The 14,726-nt window shown below is 72.0% G+C and carries 14 protein-coding genes and 1 pseudogene; 4 read left to right on the forward strand and 11 right to left on the reverse strand.

Annotated features, from left to right (window positions below):
- The 7 genes and pseudogenes from E1267_RS26265 to E1267_RS26295 form a co-directional block, all read right to left on the reverse strand.
- A pseudogene (locus E1267_RS26265) lies at nt 1-346 on the reverse strand (hypothetical protein); the annotation flags it as partial.
- Between the two features lie 62 nt (nt 347-408).
- The gene (gene cobA, locus E1267_RS26270; protein ID WP_132335988.1) at nt 409-1,641 is read right to left on the reverse strand and encodes a uroporphyrinogen-III C-methyltransferase; all 1,233 of its coding nucleotides are present in this window, start codon (nt 1,639-1,641) and stop codon (nt 409-411) included.
- A 54-nt stretch (nt 1,642-1,695) separates the two neighbouring features.
- Nucleotides 1,696-2,745, reverse strand: a complete 1,050-nt coding sequence (gene speB / locus E1267_RS26275) for an agmatinase (protein ID WP_246064269.1) — start codon at nt 2,743-2,745, stop codon at nt 1,696-1,698.
- Nucleotides 2,746-2,754: 9 nt separating this feature from the next.
- Nucleotides 2,755-3,984, reverse strand: coding sequence for a nicotinate-nucleotide--dimethylbenzimidazole phosphoribosyltransferase (locus E1267_RS26280; RefSeq protein ID WP_246064270.1), 1,230 nt, complete (start codon nt 3,982-3,984; stop codon nt 2,755-2,757).
- Nucleotides 3,985-4,010: 26 nt separating this feature from the next.
- Nucleotides 4,011-4,862 carry a sirohydrochlorin chelatase gene (locus E1267_RS26285; protein ID WP_132335990.1) on the reverse strand — a complete coding sequence of 284 codons (852 nt, stop codon included), beginning with the start codon at nt 4,860-4,862 and terminating at the stop codon, nt 4,011-4,013.
- 70 nt (nt 4,863-4,932) lie between these two features.
- A complete protein-coding gene (gene cbiE, locus E1267_RS26290; RefSeq protein ID WP_132336030.1) occupies nt 4,933-6,108 on the reverse strand; it encodes a precorrin-6y C5,15-methyltransferase (decarboxylating) subunit CbiE in 1,176 nt (391 codons plus the stop codon).
- 81 nt (nt 6,109-6,189) lie between these two features.
- Nucleotides 6,190-7,269 carry a GNAT family N-acetyltransferase gene (locus E1267_RS26295; protein WP_165959790.1) on the reverse strand — a complete coding sequence of 360 codons (1,080 nt, stop codon included), beginning with the start codon at nt 7,267-7,269 and terminating at the stop codon, nt 6,190-6,192.
- A gap of 78 nt (nt 7,270-7,347) precedes the next feature.
- Here E1267_RS26295 and E1267_RS26300 point away from each other — a divergent pair, with 78 nt between their 5' ends.
- Together E1267_RS26300 and E1267_RS26305 are read left to right on the forward strand one after the other, a co-directional pair.
- On the forward strand, nt 7,348-7,752 hold the full coding sequence (locus E1267_RS26300) for a DUF2795 domain-containing protein (protein WP_132335994.1): 405 nt from the start codon (nt 7,348-7,350) through the stop codon (nt 7,750-7,752).
- Between the two features lies 1 nt (nt 7,753).
- Nucleotides 7,754-8,773 carry a baeRF2 domain-containing protein gene (locus E1267_RS26305; protein WP_132335996.1) on the forward strand — a complete coding sequence of 340 codons (1,020 nt, stop codon included), beginning with the start codon at nt 7,754-7,756 and terminating at the stop codon, nt 8,771-8,773.
- On the opposite strand, the gene E1267_RS26310 is transcribed toward E1267_RS26305, so the two are convergent.
- From E1267_RS26310 to E1267_RS26320, 3 genes are read right to left on the reverse strand one after another with little or no spacing between them, the layout of a single operon-like run.
- The gene (locus E1267_RS26310; protein ID WP_132335998.1) at nt 8,763-9,320 is read right to left on the reverse strand and encodes a LutC/YkgG family protein; all 558 of its coding nucleotides are present in this window, start codon (nt 9,318-9,320) and stop codon (nt 8,763-8,765) included. The two genes, E1267_RS26305 and E1267_RS26310, sit on opposite strands and share 11 nt — an antisense overlap.
- Entirely contained in the window at nt 9,307-10,707 is a 1,401-nt protein-coding gene (locus E1267_RS26315) for a lactate utilization protein B (protein ID WP_132336000.1), read from the reverse strand. Before E1267_RS26315 ends, E1267_RS26310 begins: the two co-directional genes overlap by 14 nt.
- The gene (locus tag E1267_RS26320) at nt 10,704-11,435 is read right to left on the reverse strand and encodes a (Fe-S)-binding protein (protein WP_132336002.1); all 732 of its coding nucleotides are present in this window, start codon (nt 11,433-11,435) and stop codon (nt 10,704-10,706) included. Before E1267_RS26320 ends, E1267_RS26315 begins: the two co-directional genes overlap by 4 nt.
- 109 nt (nt 11,436-11,544) lie before the next feature.
- Here E1267_RS26320 and E1267_RS26325 point away from each other — a divergent pair, with 109 nt between their 5' ends.
- On the forward strand, nt 11,545-12,222 hold the full coding sequence (locus tag E1267_RS26325) for a FadR/GntR family transcriptional regulator (RefSeq protein WP_246064271.1): 678 nt from the start codon (nt 11,545-11,547) through the stop codon (nt 12,220-12,222).
- Here the strand turns inward: E1267_RS26325 and E1267_RS26330 are convergent.
- The gene (locus E1267_RS26330) at nt 12,216-13,643 is read right to left on the reverse strand and encodes a sulfatase family protein (RefSeq protein WP_132336006.1); all 1,428 of its coding nucleotides are present in this window, start codon (nt 13,641-13,643) and stop codon (nt 12,216-12,218) included. The genes E1267_RS26325 and E1267_RS26330 overlap by 7 nt on opposite strands.
- 81 nt (nt 13,644-13,724) lie before the next feature.
- Between E1267_RS26330 and E1267_RS26335 the strand changes: the two genes are divergently transcribed.
- On the forward strand, nt 13,725-14,726 hold the full coding sequence (locus E1267_RS26335) for an LLM class F420-dependent oxidoreductase (protein ID WP_132336008.1): 1,002 nt from the start codon (nt 13,725-13,727) through the stop codon (nt 14,724-14,726).

A 14,726-nucleotide genomic window follows, 5' to 3' on the forward strand; every position in this document is an offset into this window, starting at 1 on the left:
GCTCTGCGCTCGCGGCCGGTGCGCGGCCGGACGGGGCGTCCTGAGGCGCGGGGGTGCTGCGGGGGCCTGGGCCGCCGAGTGAGGCCGGCTTGACGAAGAGGGAGGGGCGTTCGGCCGCGCCGGTCTCGTCGTCATCCGCAGGCGCGCGCAGGGCCGCCGGCTTCTCGAACAGGGACGGCCGCCCTGGCTCCTCGTCGGCCTGAAGCGCAATGGAAGGATTCTCGGCCGCCGCGGGCTTCTGCGAGGCCGACGGCTCACGTGCGCGCCTGTCCACCGCCTCCGGCTCCTCTCGCGCCCCCTCCGGGGCGCTGTCGTCCCGGACCTCGTCGAGGTCATCGTCAGTCACCGGGCGGAAGCTGGTCGTCTGCTTCCCGGGTGACTCTTGCCGCCCGTCATCCATGGCCGTGTTCACGGCAAGCGCTCCGCTCGAACCATCTCGACCTCCTGGCCGACCCTCACGACGTCACCGACGACGACGATCGCCGGCGGGCGGATCCCAGCCGCGGACACGCGGTCGGCCACGGTGGAAAGCGAAGCGGTGACCGCCCGCTGCGTCGGAAGGGTACCGTCCTGCACCACCATTACGGGAGTCTCCGGCGCACGTCCGTCTCGAACGAGTGTCTCGGCCACCTTCGCGAGCCGCTCGACGGCCATCATCAACACCAGAGTGCCCTGGGAACGGGCCATCGCGGGCCAGTCGACGGTGGACCGGGGGTCGTCGGGCGCCACGTGCACGGAGATCACGTGGAACTCCTGGCTGACGCCTCGATGGGTGACCGGCACCCCGGCCGAGGCGGGGACCGCGACGGCGCTCGTGATGCCCGGCACCACCAGCACCGGGATGCCCGCATGGGCGCAGGCGATCATCTCCTCGCCGCCGCGCCCGAACACGAACGGGTCGCCGCCTTTGAGCCGGACCACGAACTTGCCCTGCCTGGCGCGGTCGACCAGCAGCTCGCTGATCGTCTCCTGGGACAGCGCCCTGCCGTAGGGGACCTTGGCCGCGTCGACCAGCTCGACGTCGGGGGCCAACTCGTCGAGCAGGCCACGGGGCGCGAGCCGGTCGGCCACCACCACGTCGGCCTGCGCGAGCAGCTGGCGGCCGCGCACGGTGATCAGGCCGGGGTCGCCGGGCCCGCCGCCGACAAGGGCGACACCGACGGGTTTGGTGCGGTTGCGCCGGGCGTCGACCGTGCCGTCACGCAACGCGCCGATGACGGCGTCCCTGATGCCGGCGGCCCTGCGCGGGTCGCCGCCCGCGGTGACGGCCACGCTGATCTCGTCGACGCGGCCTGTCGCCGGGGTCCAGGCGGCGGAGGCGTCCTTGTCGTCGGCCCGCACGCACCACACGCGCTTGGCCTCGGCCTCGGCGGCGACCGCCGTGTTGACCGACCTGTCATCCGTGCAGGCCTGCACGAGCCAGGCCCCGTCGCAGTCGCCGACCTCGTAGGGCCGGGCGTGCCAGGCGACCCTGCCCGCGGCGATGAGGTCGTCGAGGGCCGGGGTGACACCCGGCGAGACGACGGTGACCTCCGCGCCGGCGTCCAGCAGCGCGGGGACCCGCCGCTGCGCGACGCGCCCGCCGCCCACCACGAGGACCCGGCGGCCGGAAAGCCTCAGGCCGAGGAGGTAGGGACCCATGGGGGGAATCTCCCGTTCGCGAAGGTTGTGCTAGGACGTAAAACCTACCGGCTGTCACTGCGTCGAAGTGCTGCGCTCGGACTGGCGACCGTCGAGGAGCGGCTGACGGGGATCCCAGCGCGGCCCGCCCTGGTCGTCCTTGCGGCGTCTGGCCATCGCTGACAAGGCCTCAAGGATAACCCGGTTCCCGAGGTAGGCGGTGATGTCCGCGTGATCGTACGGCGGCGCCACCTCCACCACCTCCATCCCCGCCACGGGCAACTCGTAACAGATCCTGCGGACCGCGTCGAGGAGTTGCCGGGCCGTCAGCCCGCCGGGCTCCGGCGTGCCGGTGCCCGGCGCGTGACCGGGGTCGCACACGTCGATGTCGACGGACAGGAAGACCTGGTCACAGCCGTCGAGCGCGATCTGGAACGACTCGGTGAGGCATTCTTCGAGCCCGCGGGCGACGATCTCGGTCATCTCGTACGAACGCATGTCCTGGGCGGCCATCCAGTCCAGCGTCTCGGGCTCCGGCCAGTAGCCGCGCAGCCCGAGCTGCAGGAACCTGTCGCCCCGGATGGCACCCGACTCGATGAGGCGCCGCATCGGCTGGCCGTGGCCGTACAGGTGGCCGAACGAGATGTTCCCCGTGTCGGCGTGCGCGTCGAAATGGATCATCGACGTACGGCCGGGCGCGTACGCCCTGGCGGTCCCCCTGGCGTCGGGCAGCGCGACCGTGTGGTCACCGCCGAGCACCAGCGGTACGCAGCCCGAGGCGGCCACCCGGTGCACCGCCTCCTCGATGGCGTCCAGCGAGCCCTCCACGTCGCCCGAGTAGCACTCGACGTCGCCCGCGTCCAGCACCCGCAGGTCGCGCAGGGCGTCGACGCGCAGCGCCAGGCTCGGCCGGGAACCGTCGTGCGGCAGGTAGCAGGCCTGGCGCAGCGCCATCGGCCCGAACCTGGCGCCGGGGCGGTTGGAGGTGCCCCCGTCGAACGGGGCTCCGACGATGACCACGTCGGCGTCCTCGTAGCTCGCCGGGTCTGCCACGTCGCAGCGGTCGACACCGAGGAACGTGACGTCAGGGCCGTACATGGGGCCGTAGCGGGACAAGCTCACCATCTCCAGGTATCACACGGGCTTCTCGGTCACCCCTGCCGCGTCGAACGTGGCCACGTCGTGCATCACCCGCACGGCCGCGCACACCAGCGGATGCGCGAGCAGCGCGCCGGTTCCCTCACCGAGCCGCAGTTCCAGGTCTACCAGGGGCCGCAGGCCGAGGTGGTCGAGGGTGACGGCGTGGCCCGGCTCGGCGGAGCGGTGACCGGCGACGCAGTGGTCGATGGCCGCGGGGTCGAGCGCGGCCGCCACGAGGGCGCCGGCACCGGCGATCACGCCGTCGAGGATCACCGGTACGCGGGCCGCGGCGCCGTGCAGGATGAAGCCGGCGATGGCGGCGTGCTCGAACCCGCCCACGGCGGCCAGGGCCCGCAGCGCCTCGCTGGGCGAGGAGCCGGCGGACAGCGGGCGCGCCTCACCGGGCGGCGGCACGCGGGAGCCGCGGCCCTCCGCGCCGGCGGCGGGCTCGTCGGCGGCCAGGCCGTTGACCTGCAGCGTCCTGCGTACGGTGGCGACCTTGCGCTCGTAGGTCCTGTCGTCGATGCCGGTGCCCCTGCCGGTCACCTCGGCCGGGTCCTTGCCGGTGAAGGCGGAGACGAGGGCGGCCGAGGCGGTGGTGTTGGCGATGCCCATGTCGCCGGCGATCAGGCAGCGCGCGCCCTCCGCGACCAGGCCTCCGGCGACGACGATGCCGACCTCCAGCGCCCTGACGGCCTGGTCGACGGTCATCGCGGGCCCTTGGGACAGGTCCGCCGTGCCGTAGGCGATCTTGTGTTTGACGAGGCCGGGCGCGTCGGGCAGGTCGGCCGCGACCCCGACGTCCACCACCGTCACCGGCACGCCCGCCTGGGCGGCGAAGGCGTTGGCGACCGCGCCGCCGGAGAGAAAGTTGGCGACCATCTGCACCGTGACCTCCTGCGGCCACGGGGAGACACCTCGGGCGTGCACGCCGTGGTCGGCGGCGAAGATGGCCAGCGCCGCCGGCCAGGGGGCGGGCGGCGGGCAGGTGCCCGCCGCGCCGGCGAGCCGGACCGCGACGTCCTCCATCGCGCCGAGCGAGCCGCGGGGCTTGGTGAGGCGATCCTGATGGGCTCGGGCCTCGGCGAGCGCCCGCTGGTCGGCGGGGCGGATCGCGGCGAGCGTCTCTGCGAGCACGGCAACCTCCGGTACGAGCTGGAGTGAGCCTCCGGGAGCGGGGACCAGCTGGTGGATCTTGGAGAGCGGGACGAGCGGTGGGTCCACGGTCGAGAAGGCCGCGGGGCCGGGACCTACGGTCGCGGGACGAGCTGGAGTGCTTCCTCGTAGCGGTCGATCACGACATCGGCCAGCGTCTCACAGTCGCCGATCACCTCGGCACAGCGGATGTCGAGATCGGGGTGCCCCGCGCCGTACGCCAGCGCCTGCGCCCACACGCGCTCCAGCAGGCCGCCGGCGAACAGCAGGTAGGGCACCACGATCACCCGCCTGGCCCCCAGTCGGCGGCAGCGCTCGAGACCGCCGGGGACCCCCGGCGGGGTGACGGACACGAACGCGGTCTCGACGGTCATGAAGTCGTAGGCGTGCGTCTCCCAGAACAGCCGCGAGACGCGGTGGATCTCGGCGTTGGCGGCCGCGTCGGTCGAGCCCTCGCCGACCAGGACGACAGCGGTGTCACCCGGCTCGACGTGCGCGTTGTACTCCTCGGGGGGCAGCGAGTCGACGGCCCGCAGCCGCGGCCTGGCGCCGGCCAGTTCGAGCGCGCGGGGCCTGGAGATCTCGGTGGCGGCGTCGTTGAGCCGTTCGGCCAGCAGCGCGAGCACGCGGTGGTCGGGGCCGAGCGGGCGGCCGTAGTCGTACATCAGCGTGGGGTGGCGCTGCTGCTCGCGGGCCATCGCGGCGGGGAAGTCGTCGCTCACCCTGCTGAGGCTCAGCGGCAGCGCCACGAGCCGGTGGTGCCCCCTGGCGACCAGGGAGGCGACGGAGTCGCTCAGCCTGGGCGTGGCCCGCTCCAGGTAGCCGCCCGAGACGTCGGCGCCCGTCTGGTCGAGGCGGCAGCGGAGCCGGTGTACGAACCTGCCGAACTCCGCGGCGTAGGCGTCATCCTGTGAGCCCTGCCCGATCAGCAGGAGCGGCGGCTTCATTGTGAGGAATTCTCCGGTGCGTTAGACAAAGTCACGCGAGGATAACCGATGCACAGCGGTAGGGAACAGGTCACGTTGTGTGCGCGGGTGTCGCGTGGACCACGAAAACCGGTTCAGCGGCGGTCAGGAGGTGGGAGCCGCCGGGGTCGTGCGTCAGCGTGGAGGCCAGGATCTGGGTGCCTGCACCACGGTATCCCTGCTCGCGGAGGCGGTCGAGCACGGCGGGCACCTGCTCCAGCTTCTTGACCGCGCATACGAGCGAGCGCGGGCGGCGGGCGGCGCAGGCCACGATGACGTCGGGCCCGCCGCCGCCCACGTAGACGGCGTCGGGGTCGGGCAGCGGCTCGAGCGCGGGCGGCGCCTGTCCCCTGGTCAGAGCCACTTTGACGCCGTGTTCCAGCACGTTGGCGCGCAGCCGGACGCACGCCGCCTCGTCGCGTTCGACGGCCATGACGGCCGCGCCGAGCCTCGCGCACTCGACGGCGATCTCGCCGGCGCCCGCGCCGACGTCCCACACCAGGTCGCCGAGGCGCGGGCCGAGCTTGGCCAGGATGTACGCCCTGGCCTCCGCGGGCAGCGCGCCCTCGAACGGCAGCGCCCACTCCGCCGGCCCCGGCCGCGCCCCCGCGACCCAGCTCGGCTCCCTATGCTGGTGGAGCGGGTCGATGACGAGGAGCACGTCGGGGTCCTTCCACGGCCGGGTCGTGGCCTCGCCCATGCGGCTGTGGGTGATTCGCTCGTCGGGTCCGCCGAGGTTCTCGCACACGAGGAGCGTGCGGGGCGTGGTGGGGGCCAGTTCCCTGGCGACCTCGCCGGGGCCGACGCCGGGTGCCACGAGCAGCGCCACCTTGGGGTGGGCGCGGCAGGCGTTGACGACGCGGCCGAGCTCGCCGGGGCCTGAGGGGGCGACGACGAGCGCGTCGTCCCAGTTGAGCCCCGCACAGGCGAAGGCGCGGGTGACCGGCGACATCGCGGGCAGCACGGTGGGCTTGACGCCGTGGGCGCGCAGGGTGCGTACGGCGCCGAAGAAGCCGGGATCGCCCTCGGCGAGCACGACCACGGGCCCTTCGCCGTGTTCGAGGTGGTCGTCGAGGGTCTCCAGCAGCGAGCCGTCGCCCACGGCCGGGGCGGAGAGCTTGAGCCGCCCGAGAATGGCGTCGGGACCTATGACGAGCCGGGCCTCACGCAGTTTCTCCGCCGCCTTGGGGGAGAGCTCGGATCCGTCCCAGCCGACCACCGTGATCATCACGCCTCACCGTCCCTCATCTCAAGGGTGACGGCTACCGGGTGGTTTCACAAAGGGTGGAAGGGAAAGTCCGGCGTGCCTTCAGGCCAGGTCGGACGGGATGAGGCTGTAGACGACGAGGTCGTCGCCGCCGAGTGAGGCGCGGGCGACGCCCTCGCGGACGAAGCCGGCCTTCTCCGCGACGCGCTGGGAGGCGGTGTTCCGCACGGAGGCGCGCAACTCGAGCCGGTGGAAACCGTGCCGGTCGAACAGCCAGCGCGCGATCGCGAGCACGGCTTCGCCCGCGTACCCCCTGCCGCGTACCCAGGGAGCGGTCATGTAGCCGATCTCGGCGGTCCGGTGTGACCAGTCGACGTCCCTGAGGTCCACGGTGGCGGCGTAGCGGCCGGTGTCGCGATCCACAGCGGTCCAGGCGATGCCCGCTCCCCTGATCCGGGTGCGCTCGCAGAAGTCGACGAACTCCCGCGCGTGCTCTTCGGTGTAGCCGCGCGGTACGCCCGTCCTGGCCTGGGTGACCGGGTCGGCCGCCGTGGCGGCGAGGTCGGGGACGTCGTCGGGTGCGGGCGGCCGCAGCAGCAGCCGTTCCGTGCGCAGTTCCGTCCTGGGCAGGGTGTCGGAGGGAACGCGGCGGTCCCCGCGCAGCAGGCCGAACATGACGAGGTCGTGCGGCCCGTCGTCGTCGAGCACCGCGGCCCGCAGCACGCCTTCCCAGGTGAAGCCCGCTTTCTGGGCCACGCGCAGCGAGGCCAGGTTGCCGATGCCGGCGGTCAGGTCGATCCTGCGCAGCCCGGTGGTCTCGAACGTCCAGGCCACCAGCGCTCGCAGGGCCTCCGTGGCGAAGCCGCGGTCTCGGTAGAGCGGGTGGACGCCGTAGCCGACCTCGGTCGTGCCGGCGCTCCACGAGGTCTTGAACAGGCTGATGGCGCCCACGACGAGGCCGTCGGCGTCGATCATCGCCAGGTGGACGCCCTGCCCCGAGCGGCGCAGCTCGTGCACGCCCCTGGCCAGCCAGGCAGGGACGCCCGCGACCCTGTCGGGCGCGCCCGGCGGCAGGAACCGGGCGTCGGACTTGACGATGGCACGGATCCGCGCAGCGTCCTGGAGGCCGAACGGCCGCAGCGTCAGCCGTTCCGTGGGGATGCTCACGTCGGGATCGAACACCCTGGGCAGGGTACACACTCGCGATGTTTGCCCACGAAAGCAGGGGTAGGAGCGCAATTGGAGAGGAGTGAGAGAACCATGGAACGTGGGAGCGACAAGCACGGTCCCCGGCTCGACGAAGAGCAGAAGCACGAGACCGAGGGCATGGTCCGCGGCGGCGGCACGACGCACGCCGAGGAGTGGAAGGAGCCCGAGGCCATGCCCGCTCCCGGCGAGGAGTCGCAGTCGTACCCGCCAGGACACGAGCCCGGCACCGCGGAGGGCATCACGCAACGGGGTGTCGACGTCCGCAGCGATCTGGCCAAGTGGCTGAGCGACGCGCGCTGGCCCGCGTCGAAACAGGACCTGGTCCAGCACGCCGATCGCATGGAGGCGCCGGACGAGGTCGCCGACATGGTGGACTCCCTCCCGGAGCGCCGCTTCACGAACGTGGCGGAGGTGGCGGAGGCGCTCGGGCTCGGCGTCGAGAAGCGGAGGTGGTGACGTGCGGCTCGACCTGCTCCGTCCGCTGTACGAACGGCAGGGCCCGTACGCCTCGGTCTACCTGGGCGCGTTCACCATCCCCGAGCGCAAGGCCCAGTGGCGCAGTTTGCGCGACCGGCTGGAGGTGAACGGTGAGAGCCGCAAGGCCACCCTGGACGCGCTGGAGGAGGAGATCCGCCTGGCCACGCCGGGCCGGGCGCTGTTCGCCGCCCACGGGGAGGTGCTGCTGAGCGAGCCGCTCGTGGAGCCGCCGCACCCGCTGGCCCTGTGGTCGCCGCTGCCGTGTGTCACGCCCATGCTCATGCAGCGCGGCGAGAACGTGCCGCACATCCGCGTGATCGTGGACCACGCGGGGGCGGAGGTGACGGTGTTCGGCGCCGGGTCGCCGCGCCGTACCGTCGTGGAGGCGGCCTCGTGGCCGCTGCAGAAGACCTCTCAGGGCGGCTGGTCGCAGAAGCGGTACGAGCGCGCCGTGGACGAGACCTGGGAGAAGAACGCCGTGGCCGTCGCCCAGGAGGTCGACGAGCAGGCACGCCGCATCGGGCCCGAGCTGATCCTGGTGGCGGGCGAGGCCAAGTCGCGTTCCTACCTGCTGCAGCACCTCGGCACCAAGACCGCCGACAGGGTGCTGATGGTCGAGCACGGCAGCCGCTCCAACCACGGCCAGTTCGAGGAGGACGCGGAGCGGGCGCTGGACGGCTGGCTCGACCGCAAGCGCGCCGAGCTGCTCGAACGTCACCAGGAGACGAACGGGCCCACCGGGATGGCGAGGGTGGCGCACGCCCTGCGCGAGGGCCGGGTACAGGCCGTGCTCACGCCCGGCGAGCTGCCGAAACCCGTCTGGATCGGCGAGGGCGGCACCCAGCTCGCCACCGACCCGGACGAGCTGCGGCGCTGGGGCGTGCCGGAGCCCGTGCCGGAACGTTCGGACTCCGCGCTGGTCAGGGCCACCGCGATGACGGACGCGGAGTTGTGGTTCACCGACGCGGTCACCGACGTGGCGGCCGTGCTCAGGTACTGATGATCACTTCGAGCGTTCTGGGGCCGTGCACGCCTTCGACCCGGTTGAGCTCGATGTCGCTGGTGGCCGACGGGCCGCTGATCCAGGTGAGCGGGCGCGACGGGTCGAGCCTGGCGACGGCCTCGGGCACGCCGGCCACGATCTGGCCGGCCCGCACCACGCACAGGTGGCGGTCGGGGACGAGCGTCTGCGCTCGCGTGCCCTGCCCGGGGCCGTGGTCGAGGACGATCGTGCCGGTCTCGGCGATGGCCACGGCGCAGCCGGTGATCACGCCGTCGGCCGTGCCGAGGTCGGCCCAGCCGCCCGCGCGGTCGAATCCGTCGGGGACGATCATGCGGCGGCTGCCGGCGAGCTCGTCGATCCTGCCGGGCACGTCGGCCTCGGGGATCACGTGCACGATCGCGCGGTAGTCGCCGACGCGCTCGGCGAACAGCTCCACCAGGTCGCCGGCCTGCTGGGTCGTGCGGTAGCCGCGGGGGATCTCGACGTCCGGCGCGCCCGCCACGGCCCGGCCGATCCTGGCGAGGATCTCGTCACGCGCGGTCATCCCGGCCTCCTCTCTCCCACCAGTCCCTGAACGACTCCGCCGGGATCTCGGGCAGGTCCCTCGTGTCGGTCCACGCCGACGCCGGCCCCGGCAGCCGTTTCGGCACCAGCCCGCGCAGGCGGCCGGCCAGGCGCTGGGCCTGGGCGAGCCGTACGTGGTCGTTGAGTATCCAGCCTGCGACCTTCATGCCCGCCCGCTCGGCGGCCGGGTGCGGAGCCTTGGAGCGCAGGTCCACCAGGACCTCCGGGATGTCGATGGCCACCGGGCAGACGTCGTAGCAGGCGCCGCAGAGGCTGGAGGCGAACGGCAGTGAGGCGTCGAGCTCGGACGACATGCCCCTGAGCTGCGGGGTGAGGATCGCGCCGATCGGGCCCGGATAGACCGAGCCGTACGCGTGGCCGCCCGCGCGCTCGTAGACCGGGCACACGTTCAGGCAGGCCGAGCAGCGGATGCAGCGCAGCGCCTGGCGGCCCACCTCGTCGGCGAGCACGTCGGTACGGCCGTTGTCGAGCAGGACCAGGTGGAAGGCCTGGCCCTCGACGGCGCCCGTCCACATGCTCGTGTAGGGATTCATCCGCTCGCCTGTGGAGCTTCTCGGCAGGAGCTGGAGGAACACCTCGAGATCCCGCCATGCGGGGAGGAGCTTCTCGATCCCCACCACGCTGATGAGCGTCTCCGGGAGGGTCAGGCACATGCGGCCGTTGCCCTCCGACTCCAGCACGACCAGGGTGCCGGTCTCGGCCACCATGAAGTTCGCGCCCGAGATGGCGACCTTGCTCCTGAGGAAACGTTCGCGCAGGTGAAGCCGTGCCGCCTCGGCAAGGGCGGATGGGTCGTCGGTGAGGTTCTCCGGGACCTTCGGCATCTTGTCGAGGAAGATTTCGCGGATCTCGGACCGGTTGCGGTGGATCGCGGGGACCAGGATGTGGCTGGGGAAGTCGTCGCCGAGCTGGACGATCAGCTCGGCGAGGTCGGTCTCGTACGCCTCGATGCCGTGCTCGGCCAGGGCCTCGTTGAGCCCGATCTCCTGGGTGGCCATCGACTTGACCTTGACGACCTCGCGCTCGCCCGTGGCCTGGACCAGGCCGGTGACGATGCGGTTGGCCTCGGCCGCGTCCCTGGCCCAGTGGACGGTGCCGCCCGCCCTGGTCACCGCCTCCTCCATCATGACGAGGTAGCGGTCGAGGTTGCGGAGGGTGTGGTCCTTGATGGCCTTGCCGGCCGCGCGGAGGTCCTGCCAGTCGGGCAGCTCGGCGACGACGCCGGCGCGCTTGCCGCGGATGGTGGAGGTGGCTTTGCGGAGGTTGTAGCGGAGCTGGGAGTTCTGTACGGCCTCCGAGGCGTTTTCCGGGAAATTTCCGGGCATGCCGAGGAAAGTCGCGCTCATTGGGCCTCCTCCGTCGATGCGAGGATCTCGGCCAGGTGCATCGTCCTGACCCCGGTCCTCTGGCGGCTCAGGGTGCCGCCGATGTGCATCAGGCACGAGTTGTCCGCCGCGCAGATCACCTCGGCCCCCGTGTCCAGGATGTTGCGGGTCTTGTCGGCGCCCATAGCGGCGGAGACGGCCGGATTCTTGACCGCGAACGTGCCGCCGAAGCCGCAGCACTCCTCCTCGCCGGACAGTGGCACGAGTTCGAGCCCGCGGACGTTCCGCAGCAGCCGCGCGGGCCGGTCGCCCAGGCGGAGCCCGCGGAGTGAGTGGCACGTCGGGTGATATGTCACCCGGTGCGGGAAATATGCGCCTACATCGTCTGTCTTGAGGACGTCGACCAGGAACTCCGACAGCTCGTACACCTTCGGCGCCACCGCCGCGATCGCCGCCGCTCCCCTGCTGCCCGGCCCCGCCAGCTTCGGGTACTGCTCGCGGACCATGGCCGCGCACGACCCCGACGGCGACACGACCGCGTCGTACCCGGCGAAGACCTCGGTGAAGTGCCGGGCCAGCCGCACGCCCTCCTGCCTGTAGCCGGTGTTGACGTGCATCTGCCCGCAGCACGTCTGGGCGGCGGGGAAGTCCACGTCGCAGCCGAGCCTGCGCAGCAGCGACACGACGGCCTTGCCCGTGCCGGGGAAGAGCGTGTCGTTCACGCACGTGATGAACAGGGCGACTCGCACGGCTCTCCTTCCAAGGTATGGTCCGACCACAGTATGGTCAGACCATACCGAACCACAATCTTTCCGGCCACCATGGGAGGTTCCGTTGGGCGACGGCGGCTGGCGTCCCGTGAAGCGGACGCGGACGTTCGAAGAGGTGCTCACCCAGATCGAGCGGCGCATCGCGGAGGACGGCCTCACCGCGGGCGACCGGCTGCCTCCCGAGCGCCGGCTGGCCGAGCAGCTCGGCGTCAGCCGCTCGTCCGTACGCGAGGCCATGCGCGTGCTGGAGTCGCTCGGCGTGGTCTCCTCCCAGGTGGGCCGGGGCCCCGACGCGGGCGCGGTGCTGACCTCACGCCCCGAGACGGCGCTGACCGACCTGCTCCGGCTCCACCTCGGCATGGCGGGCCTGGAACTGCGCGAGGTCATCGGCACCCGGCACATGATCGAGCATTGGGCCGCCTCCCACGCCGCCTCGGCCGGGGCGGACACGTCCGCGCTCGCCGCCGCCCTTTCCGGGATGGACGGGGCGAGCACGGCGGAGGAGTTCGTCGAGCACGACACCGCCTTCCACTGCGCGATCGCGGACGCGTCCGGCAACCGGCTCGTCGCGGCCATCATGCGCTCGCTACGCGACTCGATGCGGAGGTACGCGGTCGAAGCGGTCGAACGCCTCGGCGACACCGCGATCCTGCGCGCCGACCACGTACGCATCCTGCGAGCCGTCGAGGCCGGCGACGCGGACGAGGCCGCGAGGGCCGTCACGGAGCACCTGGCGCACGCGTACCCGTCGTTGTCCGGTCACTGAACCGTGTCCGCCTGCCTGCAGGTGGCACCCGAACAGGCCGTCATCGCCTGCAGCCGCCGTTCGAGCCCGGCGAGCAACGCGGGGTCGGCGCTCGCGGCGAGGTTGTCCAGCTGGTACGGGTCCGCGTGCAGGTCGTAGAGCTGCCGCTCCCCCGTGTCGTACCGGACATAGGTGTAGCGATCCGTACGCAACGCTCGATAGCCGGGCACCGGAGTCTGCCGAGCCGACGCCCTGTTGGCCGGCCTGGCGAACTCGACCAGCACGTTCCTGCGCCACTGCGCCGGCGGGTGGCCCCGCAGCAGCGGCACCAGCGAACGGCCCTCCGCGAACGGCGGAAGCGGAGCCCCGCCCAGCGCCGCGAACGTCGCCGGCAGGTCCACGGCGGAGGTCAGCGGGTCGATCCTGGAGCCGGCGGCGACGCCGGGGCCGCGCACGACGAGCGGCACCCTGACCGCCTCCTCGAACGGGGTGGTCTTGCCTCGCCTGAGCCGGTGCGTGCCCAGGTGGAAGCCGTTGTCGGAGGCGAAGAAGATGTAGGTGTCGCCGAGCTTGCCCGACTCACGCAGGGCCTTCACCAACGAGCCGACGAGGTCGTCCACGCCGAGCATGGCCCGCAGCCTGGCGCGGAACCGCTCGTCGATGTTCTCGGCGCCGGCCGGGCCGATCCTGGGCAGCTCGCGCACCCACAGCGGCTCTCGGCTGACGTCCTCCTGGTCGAACGACGGGGACCGCGGCGCCATGGCGTCGGGGAAGGCGCCGGCGTGCCGGGGTGCGGGGTTGGCCGGGTTGTGCGGCGGGATGGGCGCCAGGTAGAGGAAGAACGGGTCCTTCGACGCGGTCACGAAGTCGCGGGCCTTACGGGACAGCACGTCGGTCAGGTAGTCGCTCTCCGACCAGCCGTAGTCGGCCACGCGGCCGTTCTCGTTGAGCCGGTAGCCGTACTCCTGGTAGAGCTTGCGCACCGGCACGGCCCACTCGTCCCAGCCGGGCGGCACGTATGTCTCCTGGGCCGTGACGCCGGGATAGTGGTTGAGATATTTGCCCATGAGGGCGGTGCGGTAGCCCGCCTGCTTCATCCACGTCCCGATGGTGGAACGTTCCAGCCCTTGCGCATGGAAGCGGTCGAACCCGCCTTCCGGCGCGGTGTTGGTCCATACGCGGTGGCTGTGGACGTACTGCGAACGCAGCGTCGACGCCCGCGACGGACAGCACCAGGGGTTGGTCGCGAAATACCGGTCGAACGACGCGCCCTGGTGGACGAGATGCCGGGTGATGTTGGGGAAATGGCCGAGCGTTCCGGTCTCGAGGTCGTCGGCCAGCACGAACACGATGTTCGGCCGGGGGACTCCCTCGGCCACCGCGGTCCCGCCCACCGGCAGGAGAAGCAGCAGGCAGACGAGTCGCGACAGAGCCTTCAGCACACGGCTTCCACTTCCCGCGAGATGTGCATTGACACTGAAGGGGACCGCGGGGGTAATGGAATCTACCTCCGGAGGTGGATCATGAAGCTCGGCCTGAATCTCGGTTACTGGCAGCGCGACGCCGACGACGCAACGGAGTCGGTGCTCGCCGCCGAGCGGCTCGGCTACGACTCGGTGTGGACCGCGGAGGCGTACGGCAGCGACGTCTTTACCCCGCTGGCCTGGTACGGCGCGCGCACCAGCCGCATCAAACTGGGCACCTCCATCGCCCAGATCTCGGCCAGGCCGCCCGTCACGACCGCGATGACGGCGATGACTCTCGACCACCTCACCGGCGGCCGGCTACTGCTGGGCGTGGGCGCGTCCGGCCCGCAGGTCGTGGAGGGCTGGTACGGCAGCCCGTTCGCCAAGCCTCTGGCCAGGACCCGCGAATACGTCGAGATCATGCGCAAGGTGTGGCGCCGCGAGGAGCCGGTCACCAGCGACGGCCCGCACTACCCGCTCCCGCTCGCGGGCGGGCTGGGCAAGCCGCTCAAGCTCATCACCCATCCGCTCCGCCCCGACATCCCCGTCTACCTCGGGGCGGAGGGCCCGAAGAACGTCGCGCTGGCCGCCGAGATCGCCCAGGGCTGGCTTCCGCTGTTCGCGTTCCCCTCCAAGATCGAGGAGATGTACGGCGCGTCACTCGCGGACGCGCCCGCGGGCTTCGACGTGGCGGCCATGGTGATGGTGGCGATCTCCGACGACGTGCGCTCCGCGCTGGACGGCGTGAAGATGATGCTGACCCTCTACATCGGCGGCATGGGGGCGAAGCAGCGCAACTTCCACGCCGACATCATCGGCAGGATGGGCTACGCCGAGGCCGCCGAGCACATCCAGTCGCTCTACCTGGCCGGAAAGAAGGACGAGGCGTTCCGTGCGATCCCGGACGAGCTGGCCGACGGCATCTCGCTCGTCGGCCCGCCCGGCCGGATCAAGGAACGCCTGGAGCTCTGGCACGCCAGCCCCGTCACGAGCCTGCTGGTCATGGGCCCGCGTGACGAGCCCTCGCTGAAGCTGGTGCGCGACCTCGTGCTGGGCTGA

Source organism: Nonomuraea longispora (assembly GCF_004348345.1).
Taxonomy (GTDB): domain Bacteria; phylum Actinomycetota; class Actinomycetes; order Streptosporangiales; family Streptosporangiaceae; genus Nonomuraea; species Nonomuraea longispora.